The 19226-nt window shown below is 49.5% G+C and carries 19 protein-coding genes, 1 pseudogene and 1 riboswitch; of the genes and pseudogenes, 8 read left to right on the forward strand and 12 right to left on the reverse strand.

The features are described from left to right. From TY10_RS23935 to TY10_RS23970, 8 genes are all read right to left on the reverse strand, one after another. Positions 1–366: solute carrier family 23 protein (locus TY10_RS23935; protein ID WP_042169340.1), on the reverse strand; the 366-nt coding region annotated here is incomplete at its 3' end. A gap of 3 nt (positions 367–369) precedes the next feature. After that, positions 370–975: a xanthine phosphoribosyltransferase gene (locus tag TY10_RS23940; protein WP_042169341.1), complete on the reverse strand. Its 606-nt coding sequence runs from the start codon at positions 973–975 to the stop codon at positions 370–372. A 154-nt stretch (positions 976–1129) separates the two neighbouring features. Next, positions 1130–1233: riboswitch (purine riboswitch) on the reverse strand. Between the two features lie 129 nt (positions 1234–1362). Next, the gene (locus TY10_RS23945; RefSeq protein ID WP_042169344.1) at positions 1363–1830 is read right to left on the reverse strand and encodes a heme-degrading domain-containing protein; all 468 of its coding nucleotides are present in this window, start codon (positions 1828–1830) and stop codon (positions 1363–1365) included. Between the two features lie 84 nt (positions 1831–1914). Next, on the reverse strand, positions 1915–2655 hold the full coding sequence (locus TY10_RS23950) for an SDR family oxidoreductase (RefSeq protein WP_042169346.1): 741 nt from the start codon (positions 2653–2655) through the stop codon (positions 1915–1917). 223 nt (positions 2656–2878) lie between these two features. Further along, positions 2879–3475, reverse strand: a complete 597-nt coding sequence (locus TY10_RS23955; RefSeq protein ID WP_042169350.1) for a TetR/AcrR family transcriptional regulator — start codon at positions 3473–3475, stop codon at positions 2879–2881. A gap of 140 nt (positions 3476–3615) precedes the next feature. Next, positions 3616–4422 carry a class I SAM-dependent methyltransferase gene (locus tag TY10_RS23960; protein WP_042169353.1) on the reverse strand — a complete coding sequence of 269 codons (807 nt, stop codon included), beginning with the start codon at positions 4420–4422 and terminating at the stop codon, positions 3616–3618. Positions 4423–4671: 249 nt separating this feature from the next. Continuing rightward, positions 4672–5688: an SDR family oxidoreductase gene (locus TY10_RS23965; RefSeq protein ID WP_042169356.1), complete on the reverse strand. Its 1017-nt coding sequence runs from the start codon at positions 5686–5688 to the stop codon at positions 4672–4674. A 1222-nt stretch (positions 5689–6910) separates the two neighbouring features. After that, positions 6911–7267, reverse strand: a complete 357-nt coding sequence (locus tag TY10_RS23970) for a GIY-YIG nuclease family protein (RefSeq protein WP_042169358.1) — start codon at positions 7265–7267, stop codon at positions 6911–6913. Between the two features lie 199 nt (positions 7268–7466). Between TY10_RS23970 and TY10_RS30050 the strand changes: the two genes are divergently transcribed. After that, positions 7467–7583 (forward strand): sporulation protein YjcZ, encoded by a 117-nt coding sequence (locus tag TY10_RS30050; protein ID WP_081735465.1) that lies wholly within the window; start codon positions 7467–7469, stop codon positions 7581–7583. Positions 7584–7830: 247 nt separating this feature from the next. Next, positions 7831–8905 (forward strand): annotated as a pseudogene (locus TY10_RS23975) (LLM class flavin-dependent oxidoreductase). A gap of 74 nt (positions 8906–8979) precedes the next feature. Here TY10_RS23975 and TY10_RS23980 read toward each other — a convergent pair. Beyond that, positions 8980–9606: a nitroreductase family protein gene (locus TY10_RS23980; protein WP_042169360.1), complete on the reverse strand. Its 627-nt coding sequence runs from the start codon at positions 9604–9606 to the stop codon at positions 8980–8982. 383 nt (positions 9607–9989) lie between these two features. On the opposite strand from TY10_RS23980, the gene TY10_RS32330 reads away from it, so the two are divergent. The 3 genes from TY10_RS32330 (at position 9990) to TY10_RS23990 (ending at position 11398) form a co-directional block, all read left to right on the forward strand. Beyond that, the gene (locus TY10_RS32330) at positions 9990–10145 is read left to right on the forward strand and encodes a hypothetical protein (protein WP_155986037.1); all 156 of its coding nucleotides are present in this window, start codon (positions 9990–9992) and stop codon (positions 10143–10145) included. A gap of 63 nt (positions 10146–10208) precedes the next feature. After that, positions 10209–10712 (forward strand): SRPBCC family protein, encoded by a 504-nt coding sequence (locus TY10_RS23985; RefSeq protein ID WP_042169362.1) that lies wholly within the window; start codon positions 10209–10211, stop codon positions 10710–10712. 119 nt (positions 10713–10831) lie between these two features. After that, positions 10832–11398, forward strand: coding sequence for an RNA polymerase sigma factor (locus TY10_RS23990; protein ID WP_238327967.1), 567 nt, complete (start codon positions 10832–10834; stop codon positions 11396–11398). 3 nt (positions 11399–11401) lie between these two features. On the opposite strand, the gene TY10_RS23995 is transcribed toward TY10_RS23990, so the two are convergent. Both TY10_RS23995 and TY10_RS24000 read right to left on the reverse strand, forming a co-directional pair. Further along, positions 11402–13087 (reverse strand): histidine kinase N-terminal 7TM domain-containing diguanylate cyclase, encoded by a 1686-nt coding sequence (locus TY10_RS23995; RefSeq protein WP_042169364.1) that lies wholly within the window; start codon positions 13085–13087, stop codon positions 11402–11404. 174 nt (positions 13088–13261) lie between these two features. Beyond that, entirely contained in the window at positions 13262–13849 is a 588-nt protein-coding gene (locus TY10_RS24000; protein ID WP_042169366.1) for an NAD(P)H-dependent oxidoreductase, read from the reverse strand. Between the two features lie 121 nt (positions 13850–13970). Here TY10_RS24000 and TY10_RS24005 point away from each other — a divergent pair, with 121 nt between their 5' ends. Both TY10_RS24005 and TY10_RS24010 read left to right on the forward strand, forming a co-directional pair. Next, a complete protein-coding gene (locus TY10_RS24005) occupies positions 13971–14408 on the forward strand; it encodes a MarR family winged helix-turn-helix transcriptional regulator (RefSeq protein WP_042169368.1) in 438 nt (145 codons plus the stop codon). A 195-nt stretch (positions 14409–14603) separates the two neighbouring features. Further along, a complete protein-coding gene (locus TY10_RS24010) occupies positions 14604–16298 on the forward strand; it encodes a M3 family oligoendopeptidase (RefSeq protein WP_042169370.1) in 1695 nt (564 codons plus the stop codon). A 139-nt stretch (positions 16299–16437) separates the two neighbouring features. Here the strand turns inward: TY10_RS24010 and rpiA are convergent, their stop codons facing one another. Continuing rightward, positions 16438–17112, reverse strand: a complete 675-nt coding sequence (gene rpiA, locus TY10_RS24015; protein WP_042169372.1) for a ribose-5-phosphate isomerase RpiA — start codon at positions 17110–17112, stop codon at positions 16438–16440. Between the two features lie 555 nt (positions 17113–17667). Here rpiA and serS point away from each other — a divergent pair. Beyond that, on the forward strand, positions 17668–18945 hold the full coding sequence (gene serS, locus TY10_RS24020; RefSeq protein WP_042169374.1) for a serine--tRNA ligase: 1278 nt from the start codon (positions 17668–17670) through the stop codon (positions 18943–18945). Positions 18946–19226: the final 281 nt, after the last annotated feature.

The raw sequence follows: 19226 nt of genomic DNA on the forward strand, positions 1-19226 counted from the left end.
AGTAGGGAAGAATCGCAGCAGCTTCCCGTAAAGAGGAGCCGCCAATACAACGAATAAACCGGATAAAATGATAGCCCCGTAGGCGGTCGCCAGGTTAGAGGTTGAAGCGATAGCAATGATTGGCCCTACCGCTGTAAACGTACAGCCCAAGACGACAGGCAGCCTGCTGCCGAAATATTTGGTGCCCATAACTTGAAGAATGGTTGCCAGACCGCAAGTAAAGAGATCCGCGGCGATCAGGTAGGCCATTTGCGCCCCCGTCAAATTCAGCGCTCCGCCGACGATGAGAGGAACGATAACCGCTCCCGCATACATCGCCAGAACATGCTGGAAACCTAAAGCAAGCACTCTCTGTTTGCTTAACATGATTTATACCTTCTCCTTCGAACGTTCAGCGGACTGCTGCTCTGTGAAATGTATTTCTCCTGGTGCCATCTTCGTAATTCGTGCAAGCGAATGAACGTCAACGCCCATCTCCTCCAGCAGGCCGCGGCCTTCCTGGAAGCCCTTCTCGATCACGCAGCCTACGCCAACAAGCTCGGCACCAGCTTCTTTCACAATCTGTACTAAGCCCACAAGCGCAGCGCCCGTTGCGAGGAAATCGTCAACGATAAGCACCTTGTCGTCCGGCCCCAAATACTTATGCGAGACGCTGACCTGATAAGTCTCCTGCTTTGTGAAGGAATGAACAGGCGCCGTATACAGCTTCTCTGCTTGCGTGATCGCCTTTTTCTTTTTCGCATAAACGAATGGAACATTAAGGGCAATCCCTGTCGCCATGGCGAATTGGATACCGCTCGCTTCAATCGTCAGCACCTTCGTAATCGTCTTTCCTTCGAAGATGCGCGCAAACTCGCGTCCAATCTCCAAGGCAAGCGCCGTGTCTACCCGATGATTCAAGAATGAATCGACTTTCAGCACCGTATCGGACAATATTTCTCCCTCTTGACGTATGCGTTCTTCCAGCTGTTTCACTTGTCGTCAACTTCCCTTCTGTATGAATGAAAAAAGGAACAAACTTCTTGAGCTATCCGCTCATGAGAAGCCTGTCCCTACGGTTCATCCCTTATCGTGTTCGCGACTCCCGCTGCTCTTGTCATGAAGATGTACAAGATAAGCAAGCAATAGAAAGTCATCGCGAAGCACTCATAGTCGGATAATTGCATTGGCTATCCGGTAGAAACTTATGGGCCATATCCCCAAAATTATATGAGTCCAAGCTATAAAAACACAAAGTATATCGTACACCAGTCTTCGAAAAAGTATCAAGTGGCAATTTATACGGACAGTCGTCTCGCTTCCAGCCAAACAAAGAAAGCCGCCCCTAAAGGGACAGCCTTCTATTTCAATAACCTGCAAAGGTTAGGATTTGGCCAACAGCTTCCGGATACCATCTACAGCGAGCTGATGATCCTCTTCGCCGGCTAAACCGGAGACAGTGACTGTGCCGACTTTGCCTTGACCACGCACGAACAGCGGGAACGAACCGCCCTCGCCTTGGTACTCGGACAGCGGCAGGTTGGCGCCATCTTTGAACGTCGTCCCCTGCGACTTGAACAACTCCCCAACATACAGCGAGCTGTGTCCAAAGTGGTTCACGACGTTTTTCTTCGTGTTCACCCAGTACACATTTTCCTTGGAAGTTCCCTCCATATAATGCGTGAACAACGGGTGCTCATCGTTCTCAATATGAATGGCAACGCCTTTGCCGATCTCTTCCTTCGCGATCTGACAGATGATAAGACCAAGCTGAAGCGCATCTTCGTTCGTAAAAGCTGTGAACTGCAGTTCTTCTTCCTGTGCCAGCAATCGTTTCAATTCATCATTCATCGTCTATCCGCTCCTTCTTCAGTTCCTAGCTCCATCTCCATCTTACATGAATTGTCCCGGAACCAAAAGCGGTACTGACTGCCTTTAGATAAAGCCGCCATTCGCACGAAGCGTTTGCCCTGTAACCCATTGCGAAGCTTCGCTAGCGAGGAAATTAACAACAGCGGAAATGTCCTCCGGCTCCCCGATCCGGCCAAATGCATTCATACCGGACATGCCTTTAATTTGCTCTTCCGTCTTGCCTGTCGTAAACAGCTCTGTGTTCACCGGACCTGGCGCGATAGCGTTAATTGTGATGCCTTTAGGACCCAATTCTTTCGCTAGTTGCCTTGTAAGCTGCTCGACCGCGCCTTTCGTTGCCGTATAGAGACTGTATGTTGGGAACATCGCGCCGACGACTGAAGTGGAGAAATTAATGATCCGTCCGTTCTGAGCCATATGCAAGGCAGCTTGCTGAATGGCAAAAAAGGTGCCTTTGACGTTGATATCAAATTGACGGTCAAAATCTTCTTCGGTCAACTGTGCGAGAGGCTTCGTAATCATAATGCCGGCATTGTTAACGAGAATATCTATTTGTCCGTAAGCTTGCAGCACTTGCTGAAACAAGCGCTCTACGTCAGCAATTTTGCTCACATCCGCTTGAATTGCGGTTGCTTCCCCGCCGTGCTTCTTAATGCCCGCAACGACTTGCTCAGCTTTATCCGGGCTGCTGGAGTAGTTCACGACAACCTTTGCACCGCTCTGAGCAAGCTCCTCTGCGATTTTTTGTCCGATTCCTCTGGACGCTCCTGTAACCAATGCGACTTTACCCTTTAAATTTGCCATGAATAATCCCGCCTTTTCCTTGTATTTTTAGTGAATGATCTGATCATTTGAATAATCTGCTTGGTATTGTCCCCCAAACGGGTTGACTTGATTATATGCTCCGCGAATAACAAATGTCAACTGACAAAATTATAATTTTGTCAGTTGCGTAGTGGCGAACGAGAGATAGCAAAAAAAGCTTCCCCAGTCCATGACGGGAGAAGCTTTTTTATGCCAAGCTTATTTAGTGGGCGGAGAGGCCGGAGAGGAGCAGTCTCCATAGGCTGTCGAACTCCTCGTCGACGGATTCCGCCGTCCATTCCGCAGCATGCGCCGGATGATGGAACTTTGCCGTCGCTGAAAATAGAGCCTGAGCCAGCCGGTCTGCCGGCTGCTCCATTCGGAAAACGCCAGAGTTTTTACCTCGTTCGAGCAATACGGCGATTTGCCCGACAAGGCTATCGATATGCTCATCAATAATCGCAGTCGGATCCAGCGTCACAGCCGCGTACATCGCAAACATTTCCGCATCGTCGAGTGAAGCATTCCGTTTGATACGGATTAGTGTTTTTAGCCATGTATGCAAACTTTCAGCCGCGTCGTTATGCTGCTGCTCAATGATGGCCGTGAGGGGCTCTGCTACGCTTTGTTGAAGCCATCTTTCGGTAACAGCCTCGCGAAGCGCGGTTTTGCTAGGGAAATGACGGTATAGCGTGCCGTGGCTGACCTGCAGCGCCTTGGCAATGTCTACGACCGACGTTTTATCCGGCCCATACCGGCGAAGCACCTGCTCCGCAGCATCCAATATCGCTTCCTTTGTTAAAACTTGATCATTCGCCATCGGTTATCTTCCTTTCTGCTTGCCAAAAGCATAGCATAACCGAAGCGAAATAAAAACAATATTCATTTTTTGTCATTTGTTTAAGTTGTGTCAAGTTGTATCAAGCTGTATCAAGCTGTATCAAGCTGTATCAGGATCGATTATATTCTCTTCCCAATGTACAGCAAATGCGAGGTTACGCCTCGAATAGACGGGTCATTGGCTGCGGAAATTAAAAACTCGATAAAGCTTTCATATTCTCCCTGGTCCGCCCAATACTGCTTTTGCTCCTCATTCAGCAGATTGCCGATGCTGGAAGAGCTAATGATATCGATCGTCTCGAAGCCCTGGCTTTCCATGAGCGGCTGGAGTTCTTCCACGCCAAAGTAATAAGCTCCGGTAAACCGGCCTTGATCGGCATGATCGAATAATCCGTTATCGTAAAATTGCCGGATGGACGCCATACGATCATTAGGCTTCCAGTTACGGGGCGACTGCAGCGAATTGATCGCCATACGCATCCGGGTTTGAACGGCGGCAAATACGATGCCGCCGCTTTTCGTGACGCGATGCAGCTCTTTGACCGCCGCCACGCGGTCCTGCTCCAGCTGCAAATGATACAGCGGGCCAAGCATGAGGCTTGCTTCATAGCTTTCGTCCGGCAATCCCTCCAAGGAAATCGCATTGCGTATATGGAATCCTTCGAATTGCGGCAGCAAGCCGAATTCCTCGGCTTTTTGCCTTGCGGTCTCTACCATTTTCGGCGTCAGATCAGTAAGTGTTACGTTATGTCCCCGCTTCGCCAGCTCCAGGGCGTACTTGCCCGGCCCGGCACCGTTATCCAGCACTTTTCCGGCGGGCGGCATGTATTTCATCATGTAGTGCAAGTTGATGATAAACTCCAGCGGCTCGCGGTCCAATCTTCCCCACTCGTCGAAAATCGAATAATAATCGATTACTTTGTTCATCGCATGCATACCTCCGAAAGAAAGATGATATGAAGACGACCGCCTGTGAGAGGCGGCCGTTTTGAATGAATCATAGATATATGCCGTTTGGCGGCCATTAGCTGGCCTCGCTCAGTTGATTTATGAACGCGCTGCTCGCGCTCCCAATTGAGTAGTGCTCGGTCTGACACTGGCGGTGGTAAAGCCTCCTGGTACGCCATGCTCAGTCTAATGCGGGCTGTGTAACCTCATGCAGCTCTATTGTAGAATCTATCCCCGTATTGCTTTCGCTGCAGCATCGAGCGCATCAATGACTTTGTCGCACCATTGGTCGAATTCGGGGTCCTCCGTTTGATGCTCGGGATGATCCAAAATATAATGGATCGTCTCTTTCAACCCTTGATCGAGCCGTGTCGTGGCGACAAATTCCGGCACCAGCCTTTTAACCTTGGAGTTATCGAACACAACCGTATTCGCTTTATCGCCAAGCAAGCCGCCGCGGTAATCCTCTGTGCTGCAGGCGTCCAGGAATGACGAGGCTACATGCACCGCATTCAGCTTGACGCCAAGCGCATCGGCAATAATCTCATATATTTGATTCCATGTGACGGACTCATCAGACGTGATCTGTACGGATTCTCCGATTGCATGGATGTTGCCCATAAGGCCGATAAAAGCTTTTGCAAAATCACGGTTATGCGTCATCGTCCACAAGGAGGTGCCATCGCCGTGAATAATGACCGGCTTGTTCTCCAGCATCCGCTTCGCAACCTGCCAAGTGCCCTTACTGCCATGAACGCCAAGCGGTATGGAGCGCTCGTCGTAGGTATGGCTTGGCCGCACAATCGTAATCGGGAAGCCGTGCTCCCGGTACTGCTTGAGCAAGTAATCCTCGCATTCGATTTTGTCGCGGGAATATTGCCAGTATGGATTCGATAGCGGTGTACCTTCGTTAATACGATAATCAGACAATGGCGTCTGATACGCCGATGCCGAGCTGATGAATATAAACTGCTTGGTTTTGCCCTGGAATAGTCGGAAGTCCCGCTCCAACTGTGCCGGCTGGAACACAATGAAATCAGCGACGACGTCGAACATCATGCCCTCCAGCAGCTTGGCAATATGTTCTTCGTCTTGAATATCCGCTTGAATCACATGAGCGCCTTCTGGCACTCTGTCACTCCTCGTTCCCCTATTTAAAAGATAAAGCTCGCATCCTTGCTCCACCAGTTGTTTCGTAATTGCCGAACTAATCGTTCCCGTTCCTCCAATAAAAAGCGCTTTCATTTCTCCACCTCCGCTAGTATTGTGAACATTTGTAAAAACGACCCTGCAGTTCTACGATAGCACGAGTCCAAGCATCTGTATAGGCGAGCGAGACCACCTGTGCTAACATCCCGTTCTAACGAAAGCGACTTCGTTGCGATCGACGGCTTATCCATCACGCTGCTGGGTATCTGCTTGTCCAGTAAACTCGCCTCTCGATCGATGCAGATTCGCTAATCCGACAAAAGTACCTTTAACGAACCTGCTTCGCTATATCCAACAGCTTGCCCAGTACTCTGAAAGGTGCCCGCTTGTCCAGCAAGCGCTCCCCTCTAACGAACTTACTTCGCTAATTCTGCAACAGTACCTTTTAACGAACCTACTTCGCTAATCCGGAAAAAGTACCCTCTAACGAACCTGCTTCGCTAATTAGAGAAGGTAACTGCGCTCTTCCGCCACTTCGAGTGTCGTCCGAGACGATTAACGAACCTTTTTTCGCTATCCGTGAACTTAGGTTCTCCAACAGCGAAATTAAGTTCGCTGGGACCTCGCCGCTGCTCGCTCGCACCGCGAGCAGCGAAGTTTACTTCGTTATATAGCGAACCTGCTTCGCTGTTGTGTACGATGCCTTGACTAGTACTCTGAAAGGTGCCTAATTGTCCAGAAAACGACCCCTCTAACGGACTTACTTCGCTAATTCTGCAAAAACACCTTTTAACGAACCTACTTCGCTAATCCGCAACATTACCTTTTAACGAAGCAGCTTCGCTAATTCGGCAAAAGCACCTTTAACGAAGCGGCTTCGCTAATTAACGAAGGTAACTTCGCTCTTCCGCCACTTTGAGTGTCGTCCGAGTGGATTAACGAACCTTTCTTCGCTGTCCGTGAACTTTGGTTCTCCAACAGCGAAATTAAGTTCGCTGTCGCCTCGCCGCTGCTCGCTCACACCGCCAGCAGCGAAGTTTGGTTCGCTGTATAGCGAACATACTTCGCTGTGACCTCGCCACTGCCCTTTCACAACTTGAGCAGCGACCTGCTTCGCTGCGGCCTCGCCGCTAACCGCTCACATCGCACGCAGTGAAGCTGGGGTTCGCTAAATCTGCTTTTTACAAGCAGGTGCGTACCGTGCGCGAAAAAGGAACCATACGCTTATGCTGCAATATGCCAGCACATAACAAAACAAAAAGGCAACAAGCATCGGGAATGATCCCCGACGCTTATTGCCTTTTTTCAGCGTGGCGGCTTATCTGTAGAATACTTTCTCTACGTTGTACCTCGCCCGGCGCTGATTGATGATGAACGTCTCGTAGATGTCGCGGTGGACGGCGTCTTCAACGACGCAAACCTCGATTTTCGCTACTTCGTCCCGCTTTGCTTTCATGACTGACACGGAATCCTCAAAATGCTTCTTGATCCGCGGGCGCAGCTTTCTCGCTTTTCCGCAGAACAACAGCTCGTCCTTGTCGTTGTAAAACATGAAGATTCCGCCCTTATCCCTAGGGATCAGGTGGAAATCAGTAAAGCCGTAAATATTGCTCAGCACAGGGTTGTCCTGTTTCGTAATGGTAACATCCGGTGCCGGAACGATAATCTGAATCAAGCCATTCACTTCCTCTTTCGTTATAGATGAAATACTATCACAAATGGCATAGGAACACATCCTAATCCTTATAAAAAAAGAACAGACCCCCGGGATAGGCATTTGCATCAAATCAAACGTCTCCCCGGTAAACACCCAACCCGTTTGGTACGCTGCAACATAACCTACAGTGTACTCAACATGTTGGGAGGTGCATTTCATGTCCGGTTTCGTTGGCGGTGCTTTCACTAGCCCTGCTGCCATCCTTGTACTGTTCATTCTGTTGGTCATCATCGCTTGCAGCTGCGGTATTTTTGGCGGTGGCTTCGGCTACTAATTACTAATGACTTGCTAAAGCCTCCATGCACACCGATTATCAGATTTTTCCTATAGAAAAACCGAGAAAAGGCCCGGTTCAACGGGTCTTTTTTCCGGTTTCTTAGGCAATCTAAAAAGCAGGCCGACGTAAAAAGCCAGCCGTTCCACCTACATATATAGCTGCTCAAATTCTTTTACTAACTAAAGTTGAGAAACATTAATTTTTTTAGTAAACTAGACTTAATTGAAAAAGGAGGCGGACAGCAATGACTGAATCAGCTAACATAATGGAAATTGGGATTAGTACGATTTTTGGAGACAACACCGGATCCGTTGACCGGAAAAGTTATGAGCCACGCAGAACGATTGCGCAACGCCGTAGAGGAAATTATTTTGGCCGATCAGGTTGGTCTAGATGTATATGGCATCGGGGAGCACCATCGTCCCGATTATGCAGGCAGCACGCCAGCAGTCGTACTTGCAGCAGCGGCACATGCTACTAAGCGCATCCGGCTATCCAGCGCTGTAACGGTACTGTCGTCGGACGATCCGGTTCGCGTATACCAAGCATTCTCCACGCTCGACGGTCTCTCCAACGGCCGGGCGGAAATCATGGCGGGCAGAGGCTCGTTCATCGAGTCGTTCCCGTTATTCGGGTACAGCTTGGACGATTACGATGCCTTGTTCGAGGAAAAGCTTGAGCTGCTGCTGAAGATTCGAGAAACCGAGAAGGTCACCTGGAGCGGCAGTCACCGCCCGGCTATTCATAATCTGGGCGTCTATCCGCGCTCCGAGCAAAGCCCTCTGCCAGTATGGATAGCAAGCGGAGGCAACCCGCAATCGGCAATTCGGGCAGGTGCGCTGGGACTGCCGATCGCCTTCGCGATCATTGGCGGAATGCCTGAGAAGTTTGCTCCTCTTGTCGCGCTCTACAAGCAAGCGGCGGAGAAAGCCGGACATGATCCGAGCAAGCTGCAAATTGCTACCCATTCCCACGGCTTTGTCGCGGATACGAATGAACAGGCCGCTGAGTCCTTCTTCCTTCCGATGCAAGCACAGATGAACGTCATCGGACGCGAGCGCGGCTGGAGCGGTCAATATGACCGGGAGACGTTCGACTGGTCCCGAAGCTTACGGGGCGCTCTCTACGTCGGTGATCCCGAGTATGTTGCTGAGAAGATCATTCTGCTGCGTAAAAATCTGGGCCTTACCCGTTTCTTCCTTCATGTGAACGTCGGCACGATGCCGCATCGCGAGGTGCTGCACGCGATTGAGCTGCTTGGCACAAAAGTCGCACCAATCGTACACAAGGAATTGGCCCGTATTGAGGGACAAAAATAAACCACAGCTAGACGAAAGAAACAGCCTCCCGTCACATTGATGGGAGGCTGTTTCTTTGCTTAACGATCTATTTTTCAAAAAGCATCGTAGCTGACGAACTCGCCAACAGGCTTGCGGTAGCCGCGCGGACGCTGGCTGGACGTATCCTCTTTACCAATTGTAATCATCATGACGGGGATATGCGACTCCGGAATGTTCAGCAGGGTGCTGACCGCATTAGCATCGAAACCAATCATCGGGCAAGTGTCCCAGCCTTTATCCTTGGCAATCAGCATGAACTGCATAGCCGACAGGCTGGCATTGCGGATCGCCTCATCCCGCTTAAACGTCTCTCCCCGCTCTTCATAGAAGCCTTCAACCATTTCAACAGTCGCATCATACTCTTGTTTGCTCATGACGCCAAGGTTTAGCAGCCCCTCATGGATCGGCCCGACATCATGATAGGCATCCTGGTTACCTAGCACCATAATAACAGCGGACGCTGTTAACACTTTATATTGTTTGCCTGCAGCTTCATGCAATTGAGCTTTAACAGCCTCGTCCCTCACGACTACATAACGGGCATGCTGCAAATTAAAAGCGGAAGGCGCATATTTCACAAGCCCAAACATTTCGTTCAGCTCTTGCTCCGTAATTTTAACCTCCGGTTTAAATTTCATGGCGGATCTGCGTTCTTTCACTACTGTTGTCAACTCGCTCATCTTCATCTCTCTCCTTCTCATGGTGTAATCTAATGGTAAATCTTCAATTAAAGATATGTAATACAAACCTAATGGCTATGGGATATAAAAACTAAATAAATATCTTGAATTAAAGTTATTATATTTAAAGATATTTGTCAACCTCTGAAACCAATTATTTTTTCTCCAAAATAGAGCTCTAAATATTCCTTGACAGGAATATTCCTATTGAAGTATATTCGAAGCAGGAATTACATCACCAAATGAATGAAAACATAATCCAGTCGAAATGAGGAGGCAGGATCAATAACCAGCACACCGGATAACACGACAGCGGTAGCAGACGGCCGAGAACTCATCGTCACCCGGACCTTCCACGCGCCTCGAGAACTCGTTTTCCAATCATGGACCGACCCCGCGCATTTGCCGCATTGGTGGGGACCGTTACAGTAACCGTTCAAGAGATCAACATTCGGCCATACGGAGTATGGCGTTATGGCGCAATCGAAGGTACGAAACAAGCACTTGACCGGTTAGCGGAACAATTAGCTGCAATGTGAGCACACTGTATGAATAACGAAGCCATCACAAACTATAATCCGAATGCCCTAGGAGGCCCTATAATGTCCGAAAATCAAGCACCCTACGAATTGGAAATTACACGCACGTTCAATGCTCCCCGCGATATTGTGTTTCAGGCTTGGACCGACGTTGATCAGTTGAAGCAATGGTGGGGACCGACCGGCATGAAACTGGAAGTGTCCAAGCTTGAGGTCCGCCCGCAAGGTATTTTTCACTACAGCATGAAGTCACCCGAAGGTCATATCATGTGGGGCAAATTTGTATTCCATGAGATAGTCGCGCCGGAAAAGCTCGTTTTCGTCAATTCGTTCTCCGATGAAGAAGCGAACACCGTCCCGGCTCCATTCAGCGCTGACTTTCCAATTGAAATCAAAAACACACTGATCTTCTCCGAGCAAGACGGCAAAACACTGCTAACGATGCGCGGCGGACCTATTAACGCAACCGAAGCTCAGCTCCAATTTTTCAAATCGATGCATGAATCGATGCAGCAAGGTTTTGGCGGCACCTTCGATCAATTGGACGCATTTTTGGCTAAAGCTTAACGGTAACAACCAACAAAAGCCACCAATCGGTGGTTTTTTTATTTTGACAAGATGTAACGAAATCCATAGATCACAGTCTTATAAAACAAGGAGGTGAGAATCTGGCCGATTTTGAGCGGATATACGAGCAATATTTTCAAGAGGTATATTTATTTGTTCTTTCTTTAAGCCGAAATGAGGCGGTAGCCGAGGAAATTACGCAGGAAACGTTTTTCAAAGCGTTGAAAAGCATCGATACGTTCAAGGGGAATTCAAAAATAAGCGTCTGGCTCTGCCAAATCGCAAAAAATACATACTTTTCCCATTATGAAAAGCAAAAAAGAATTGATTCCCTGCAGACGCAGTCCGTTGCGCAGCATAGCGGTCCGCGTTTTGAAGAGGCACTGCTGAATCAAGACGACTCTTTCCGCATTCATCAAGCGCTTCATCAATTACAGGAGCCGTATAAAGAGGTTTTTACGCTGCGGGTATTCGGGGAGCTAAGCTTCGCTCAAATAAGCCAATTATTCGAAAAGACGGAAAGCTGGTCGCGGGTAACGTTCTACCGTGCCAAACAAAAAATTCAAAAGAAAGACCGGATTCTCGTGTGGAAAAAGGGGATGAAGCTCCCGCCCGCGAACGATAAGGTAGAAGCGTTCTTCACGGCAAAGGAAGGCGAAATCCAGCAGTCCCTCACCTTTCCTTAACGCTCAAGCAGACGTACCGGCAGCGGTATGACTCGTAAAATCGGCCAAATCGTCACTGCTCGCCGTACGCACCGTATTACGCCCGCCATTCTTAGCTTCGTAAAGCGCGCGATCCGCAGCGCTCAAAGTCTGGCTTACCGTCGCCACGCTTCCCCCATGAGTATCAAGGCTAATAGAGGTGGCTACAGCAACGCCAAAGCTGGCCGTAATGGAAATAACCGGCGGCAGCTCAGGCTGCGACTGCCGCATTGCAGGCAGCCTTAAGGGCTGCCCGGCGATTTCCGCCCGAAGGTGCTGCGCAGCGGCAGCAGCTTCATGCAGCGATAACCCCGGCATTGCAATAACAAATTCCTCGCCCCCGTATCGGGCGAAGATATCATTTGGCCGGAGCAGACTGTGGCACAGCGTCACGACATGAAGCAACGCCTGGTCTCCTACATCATGACCATAACCATCATTAATCCGCTTAAAGTGGTCGATATCGAACAACAGAAAACCCAGCGGCTCATTGGCGGAGACCGCCTCGTCCAGCAGCTTCACGCTTAATTGAATGAAATGAGAACGGTTGTATACACCGGTCAATCCGTCATGATAAGCCAGGTCACGGAGCTTCTCCTGCAGCTGCACCCGCTCCGTTACATCAATTAGAACGATTAGCTTGCCATTCTCCTGTCCGCCCTTCTTTCGTACAATGGAAGAGCGTATCTGATAATAATACGATTGTCCGCCGATCCTCCAGAGCACTTCCTCTTCTTGTATCGCCGAAGTATCGTGTGCCGAATTCTCCTGCTCCCTTTCTCTGGGATCAATAAGCAGCGCTTCAGTATGCATTCGCCATAGAGGTTCTATAGAATGACCGATGGAATTAGCCGTAAGCCTCGTTATAACAGAAGCCGCGGCCGGATTGTAATCGACCAGCCTATTTTCCATATCCAGCACTAGAACACCGTCGCCCATGCTCTCGAACAGATTATCTCTCGCAATCGGAGCGACGTTCATCAGCCCTTTGCCCGCGAGCGCATACATATACATCGCAGAAGTTATGGTCATAATAACCGGAATAGGATCGATGCCCTCCGGCGTCAAATTGCCCAGATAGGCAAAGTCACCAGCTATAGGCAGCAGCAAGCCTACCAGCATCGTTATGTGTTGAAGCCGATATGAAGATTTCATCCGGTTCCAATACAGCAGGAGAAGCAAGACACCACCGAACATGCAGCCGAATGTATATCCGCCTTGAATGATATACCAAGGTCCGGCAACCAGGTCTACTTTTAGAAATGAAGCCGTTCTGCTAATCTCCACGGACCGGTAATAGAAATGATGGAAATCATTCGTCATCACAAGCAGAAGCGTCACCACGGGCATGACGAAAAGCCCGATGCGCAGAGAAGGCTTTAAAAACCGCTCCATTCCAAGAAAATGCATAATAAGAAGCAGACTAATTGGCGGCAAAAACGGCAAACCCCAATACTCCACCTTAATCCATAGCTTAATTTCCTCAAGTGACTCCGCCGAAAGCTCCAGAGCCGTACCGAATACATAAATAGCTGAAAACAAACTAAGAGCAATAAACGTCTTCGACATCGCCTGCTTCGACCGATTGGTCAGTACATAGATTCCCATAATGACGTTGATAACGCCAGCAGTGACGATAAGAGTTATGACAGCGGAATAAGGCGTTCCCATGATCCATTCGCTCCACTACAAAATTTGGCCGAAGCTAATACAGCCATCCGTGTACCCTACTATTAATCCGATGGTATCACAAATAGGAGCGAATGTGGGATGCCGTTGTCGATTGTTACGAAAAAAGCTCGAATTAGAAGAAATTTCTAGTGATTAGAGTTACAAAACCTTCCATCAACGAGCCACTGTCTTGAAGTAGCGGTATATCTTTTCCAATTTCTCGCCCTGCCGGCCGTTTTTCTTCTCCATGCTGCCAAATTCAAAAAACTTAATGTGTTTGATGCCCACATACTGCAGCAGTGCTTTTCTCATCAATACTTTAGGCGCATTGTTCAGCCAGTATAGCGGATAAAGCGCTGGTCCCTTCATGGTAGACACACAGACTGCCGTTTTCCCTTTCAGCAGTCCTTCGGGCAGCATCCCCCCTGTGTCCTTGTAAGCAAAATTCGAGGCAAACATTTGATCAATATACCCTAGCAGCATGGCCGGCGGCCTGCCCCACCAGATCGGGTAGACGAATACGATTTTATCCGCCCACAGCAGCTGTTCCCGGTATTTCTCCAGCTTAGGCTCTTTATGCATATCCCTTCGACGCTTGTTTTTGTTGAACACAAGCACGGGATCAAATTGCTCCTCATACAAGTCCAGCACTTGAATCTCTGTAATCTTTGCGTTTTCCTGGCTGCCTTGCAGCACCTTCTGAAGAAATGCATAGCTCAGGCTTTCATGATTGGGATGTGTATAAATGACTAACGTGTTCATTCCGCCACCTCTTTACTTATCATTTGATAACAAAATCATAGCATCACTCTCATTTAGTTGTCAAATGATAATTGTGTTTTGATAATTATTTTGCTATCGTAAAAATTACGAGGTGATCCCTATGGATAAAGAAGCTTTTTTCCATCAACTTGTAGCTTTTACGGCTGCGGTTCATGAAGTCACGCATGATTTCACGAAAGACGTTATACCGGATGACATCACTCCCGTCCAATATGGCATTATGGAATATATCGCAGTCAGCCAGCCCGTCACACTTAGCCAAATTAGCGATTGCAAGAATATCTCAATGCCCAATACGAGCCGTGAGCTGAAGAAGCTCAGCGAGAAAAACCTGTGTGAGAAATTTGACGTCGAGGGTGACCGCCGTAAGCAGTTTATTCAGCTTTCAGCAGAGGGACAGGCTGTTATGGACAGCATTTTTGCACAGCTGGGCAGCCGTTTTTATGAGCGGATGAAGGATACCACCGAGGAAGAACAGCAAGCCATTCACGATGCTTTAGCGCTGCTGCATACGAAAGTGTACTATCGGGACCGTTAATAGAAAAGAGAAGCACTCCCTGCCATGAATCGAGGGGGTGCTTCTTCAATTTATCAGAGCATGCAATTGCCCGTTGGCAGCAGATTGTTTGACTAATGGGAGGAGTAAGCTGTACCCTTATCGAATAAAATGAATACCAAGGCGGCTTTACGCTACCGGTGTACTATCCATTCCAAAGAAGGCAGGTGCACGTTAGTGAAATTCAATGAATACCCCTATGAACGTCCTGATGTAAAAGCTTTTGAGCATACGTTTAAGAAACTGCTAACCGCCTTCACGTCTGCACAACGTTATGAAGAACAGGACGCTGCGATGTCCGCCATCAACAAACTGCGCAGCGAATTCGATACGGCTCAGCAAATCGCAAGCATTCGTCACTCCAACGATACGAATGATGAATTTTATAAGGCGGAGCAAGATTTCTTCGATGAGAACGGCCCCGTCGTACAGGAGTACATAACCGACTATTACCGGGCGCTCGTAGGCTCTAAGTTCCGGGAGGAGCTGGAGCAGAAGTGGGGGCGTCAGTTGTTCCAGTTGGCAGAGCTGTCGCTGAAAACGTTCAGCCCCGAGGTTATCGAAGACTTACAGCTGGAGAACAAGCTGACAACGGAATACGCGAAGCTGATCGCCTCGGCCAAAATTCAGTTCGAAGGCGAAGAGCGGACGCTGTCTCAGCTCGCTCCCTTCCAACAGTCAACAGATCGCGATGTGCGGAAACGGGCTTCCGAGGCATCTTCCGGCTTCATGGCCGACAATGAGGAGAACTTCGACCGCATCTATGACGAGCTGGTTAAAGTACGGACGAAAATCGCCAAAAAGCTCGGTTTTGCCAACTATGTAGAGCTTGGCTACGCCCGGATGTCGCGCACCGATTACACTGCAGAAATGGTCGCCAACTTCCGCAATCAAGTGCTGGAGCACATCGTTCCCGTCTCCTCCAAGCTGAAGGAGCGCCAGCGCAGCCGGATTGGCGCCGACCAACTGCTCTACTATGACGAGAGCTTGGCCTTCCTCACTGGAAATGCCACGCCAAAAGGTGATCCAGAGTGGATCGTGAACAACGGAGCGACGATGTATCAGGAGCTGTCTGCGGAGACAGACACGTTCTTCGGGTTCATGCAGGACAACGGGCTCATGGATCTGGTCAGCAAAAAAGGAAAGCAAAGCGGCGGCTATTGCACCTATATCAGCGAATATGGCGCACCTTATATTTTCTCCAACTTCAACGGAACCTCTGGCGATATCGACGTTCTGACGCATGAGGCCGGGCATGCCTTCCAGGTATATGAGAGCAGAAGCTTCGCTGTGCCGGAATACAGCTTCCCAACCTATGAAGCTTGCGAAATCCATTCGATGAGTATGGAGTTTTTCACTTGGCCGTGGATGGATCTCTTCTTCAAGGAGGACGCGGACAAATACCGGTTCCAGCATCTCGCCAGCGCCCTGAACTTCTTGCCTTACGGTGTAACCGTTGATGAATTCCAGCATTTCGTCTATGAGAATCCCGATGCAACACCGGCGGAGCGGAAGCAGGCATGGCGTGAAATTGAGAAAAAGTATTTGCCGCACCGCAACTATGCGGACAATGCCTATCTGGAGCAAGGCGGCTTCTGGCATAAGCAGGGGCATATTTTCAGCTCGCCGTTCTATTACATTGACTACACGCTGGCACAAATCTGTGCCTTTCAGTTCTGGAAAAAAATGCACGAGGATCGCGATGCCGCTTGGTCGGCGTATCTCGACCTGTGCCGCTTAGGCGGCAGCCTCTCCTTCACGGAACTCGTTCGCGAAGCTGGCTTAATCTCGCCATTCGAGGACGGCTGCGTGACCTCCGTCATCGGCAGCATCGAGAGCTGGCTGAACGACGTGGATGACAAGGCGCTTTAATTCACTGAATGCTCTGTTGCGAAAAGCAGGACTACCATGATGGTAGTCCTGCTTTTCCGTTTGCAATACATCTTACAGTTGCCGCTGCCCTATACCGTGCCTTGACTCCCGAGACTAGACTGCCTTGGAGCTGCGTTCCTTAATCCCGGCTTCGCTCCGTCACGACACCATTCTTTCCTCCAATAATGACGAGATCAGCCATATTGACGAACAGCCCGTTTTCAACCACGCCAGGGATCATGTTGATTTGCTGGTTCAATTTCACAGCATCGTCTGTGATCGCTGTAAACTGACAGTCGATAATATAGTTGCCGTTATCACTAATGAACGGAGCTTGTTCCGCCATTCGTCTGCTGGTGCTGCAGCCCAGCTTCTCCAACTGCCGGCGTGTCGCTTCCCAGCCAAACTGCACAACCTCCACCGGAAGAGGAAACTTGCCCAGATTCGTTACCGCTTTCGAATCGTCAGCGACGACAATAAAACGTTTGGCGTTGGCGGCAACCAGCTTTTCGCGCAGCAGCGCGCCTCCGCCACCCTTGATCAATTGGAGCCGGTCATCGCATTCATCCGCTCCGTCGATCGCCAGATCAAGCTGCTCCTCTTCACTAAAATCGATTAACGGAATGCCCAGCTCTCCAGCCAGCTTTTCCGTCGCCTTTGAGGTCGCTACCCCTTTTATGCGCAGCCCGTCCTTAACACGTTCTCCCAGCTTCATTAGCGTCCAGTAAACGGTCGAGCCCGTTCCAAGCCCGATTGTCATTCCATCCTCCACGAAGTCGGCTGCTCTTTCGCCGGCCAATCTTTTCGCATCCATAGTTGCTGTCCCCTTCCCTTATCTAAAATCAGCTAATCTGATCCCATTGTTTCACGAATCTGCTTGAACTCTTATTGATATGCCTGCCTTGTCCACCTTTTACGATAGACTGGAGGTGCTTATTGAATAAATATAAAACCAATGCTTGATCTGGCAACTTGCCATTGCCTCTATCTTAGCAATAATAAAATCAGGCCTCAATAGCAGAAGCTGTGCGTTTCCCCTGCCCTGTGGAAAACTCCTTCGCGAAATTAGATCTTATCTCAAGCAGCCCATTGTATTAACTAACACTTGCATAAAAACTGCGACATACACTATACTAGTAAAAATATTGAAATCGTGCCGATGAAGAGAATCCAACTCGGAGGCGTACTCGTCAAGGAGAATTGTGAATTCTCCCTAAGTTTACCGGACCCGCCCGTTAACGCGGAACTAAGTGGATTGGACAGTGATGCTGTCTGGTCAATTTGGGTGGCACCGCGAAATCAAGCGCTCTTCGTCCCATATGGACGAGGGCGCTTTTTGTATTTTCATAAGAAAAGGAGAGCGGTGCCAATGTTGGACATCAAGTGGATTCGTCAAAATCGGGATGAGGTGCAGGCTACAGCCAATCAGAAAGGAATTGCGATTTCTGTTGACCGGCTTCTGGAACAGGATGACAAAAGGAAGCTGCTTTTGCAGGAGGTCGAACTGCTTCGCCGAAAACGAAATGAAATGGCTCCCCGGATTAATGCTTTTCTACAGCAGCAGGATGCCGCCAATGCGGACCGGATGCGTCTGGAGGCCAAAGAGCTGAATCGCCGTCTGAGCGATTTAGAGGGCAAGCATCGGGAAGCTGAACATGAATTTAATCAATTGATGTTATACGTACCGAACCGGGTATCGCCGGATACGCCGCAGGGGCTCTCGGATCAGGACAACGTGGAGATTAAACGGGTGGGCGAGCCTGCTGTCTTCCGCTTTGAAAAAAGGGATCATGTCGCGCTCGGTGAGCTGCATCGCATGATCGACATTCCGCGCGGCGTAAAAACGGCTGGGAGCCGTCATTACTATTTGACAGGTCCGGGTGTCCTGCTGCACCGTGCTGTACAGCAGCTGGCTTTTGACTTGCTGATGGATAAAGGCTTTACGCCGCTGGAGGTTCCGTTGATGGTTCGTACGGATGCTTTGCTCCATGCCGGTCATTTTCCGCTAAGTCAGGATCAAACCTATAAAATTGAAGATGAGGATGGATGGCTTGTTGGAACGTCGGAGGTGCCTCTGCTTGCCTACTTCAACGGGGAAATCGTGGATGTAACGGAACCGATTAGAGTAGCGGCTTCGTCGCTTTGTTTCCGCAGCGAGGTCGGATCGGCCGGTAAAGATGTGCAGGGTCTGTATCGCGTCCATCAGTTCGCGAAGGTGGAGCAGGTCGTGATTTGCGAGGATAGCTTGGAGCAGTCGGAGCAGCTTTTGCAGGAAATTACGGCAAATGCGGAAGAATTGCTGCAGTTGCTAGAGCTGCCTTATCGGGTTATGGCCGTCTGTACCGGCGATATGTCGCAGAAAACGTACAAACAGATGGATATCGAGACTTGGATGCCTAGCCGAGAGGCTTATGGCGAAACCCATTCGTCGTCGAACATTACCGATTTTCAGGCTCGCCGTTCGAATATCCGCTTCCGCGATGCGGATGGCAAACTGCGATTCTGCTATACGCTCAACAATACAGCCGTGGCCTCGCCCCGGATTTTGATCCCGTTGCTCGAGAATCACCAGGAGGAGGACGGCTCGATCCGTATTCCGCAAGCCCTGCGCAAGTACATGAATGGGATTGAGCGGATTCAGGTCTAGGGTAGCTTGTGGGAGGGACGCTTTAGCTAACCTTTCCGCACTTTTTAGCGAAGTAGGTTCGTTATGAGGCTAGCCTGGCGCATTGCGCGGCGGAATGGCTTACTGCGAAGCTGGTTCGTTATTTTGCGAAGCCAAGTTCGCTGCACGGGTGCTAGCATAAGTGCTTGCCTGCTATAGCGAACCTTTCTTCGCTGTTCGTGAACCTAGGTTCTCCAGGCGAAATTTAGTTCGCTGGAGACCCAACCCGTGGGGCACTCACGCACATTTGCGAAAACAGCTTC

The organism is Paenibacillus gorillae (genome assembly GCF_000513275.1).
In the GTDB taxonomy this organism is placed as follows: domain Bacteria; phylum Bacillota; class Bacilli; order Paenibacillales; family Paenibacillaceae; genus Pristimantibacillus; species Pristimantibacillus gorillae.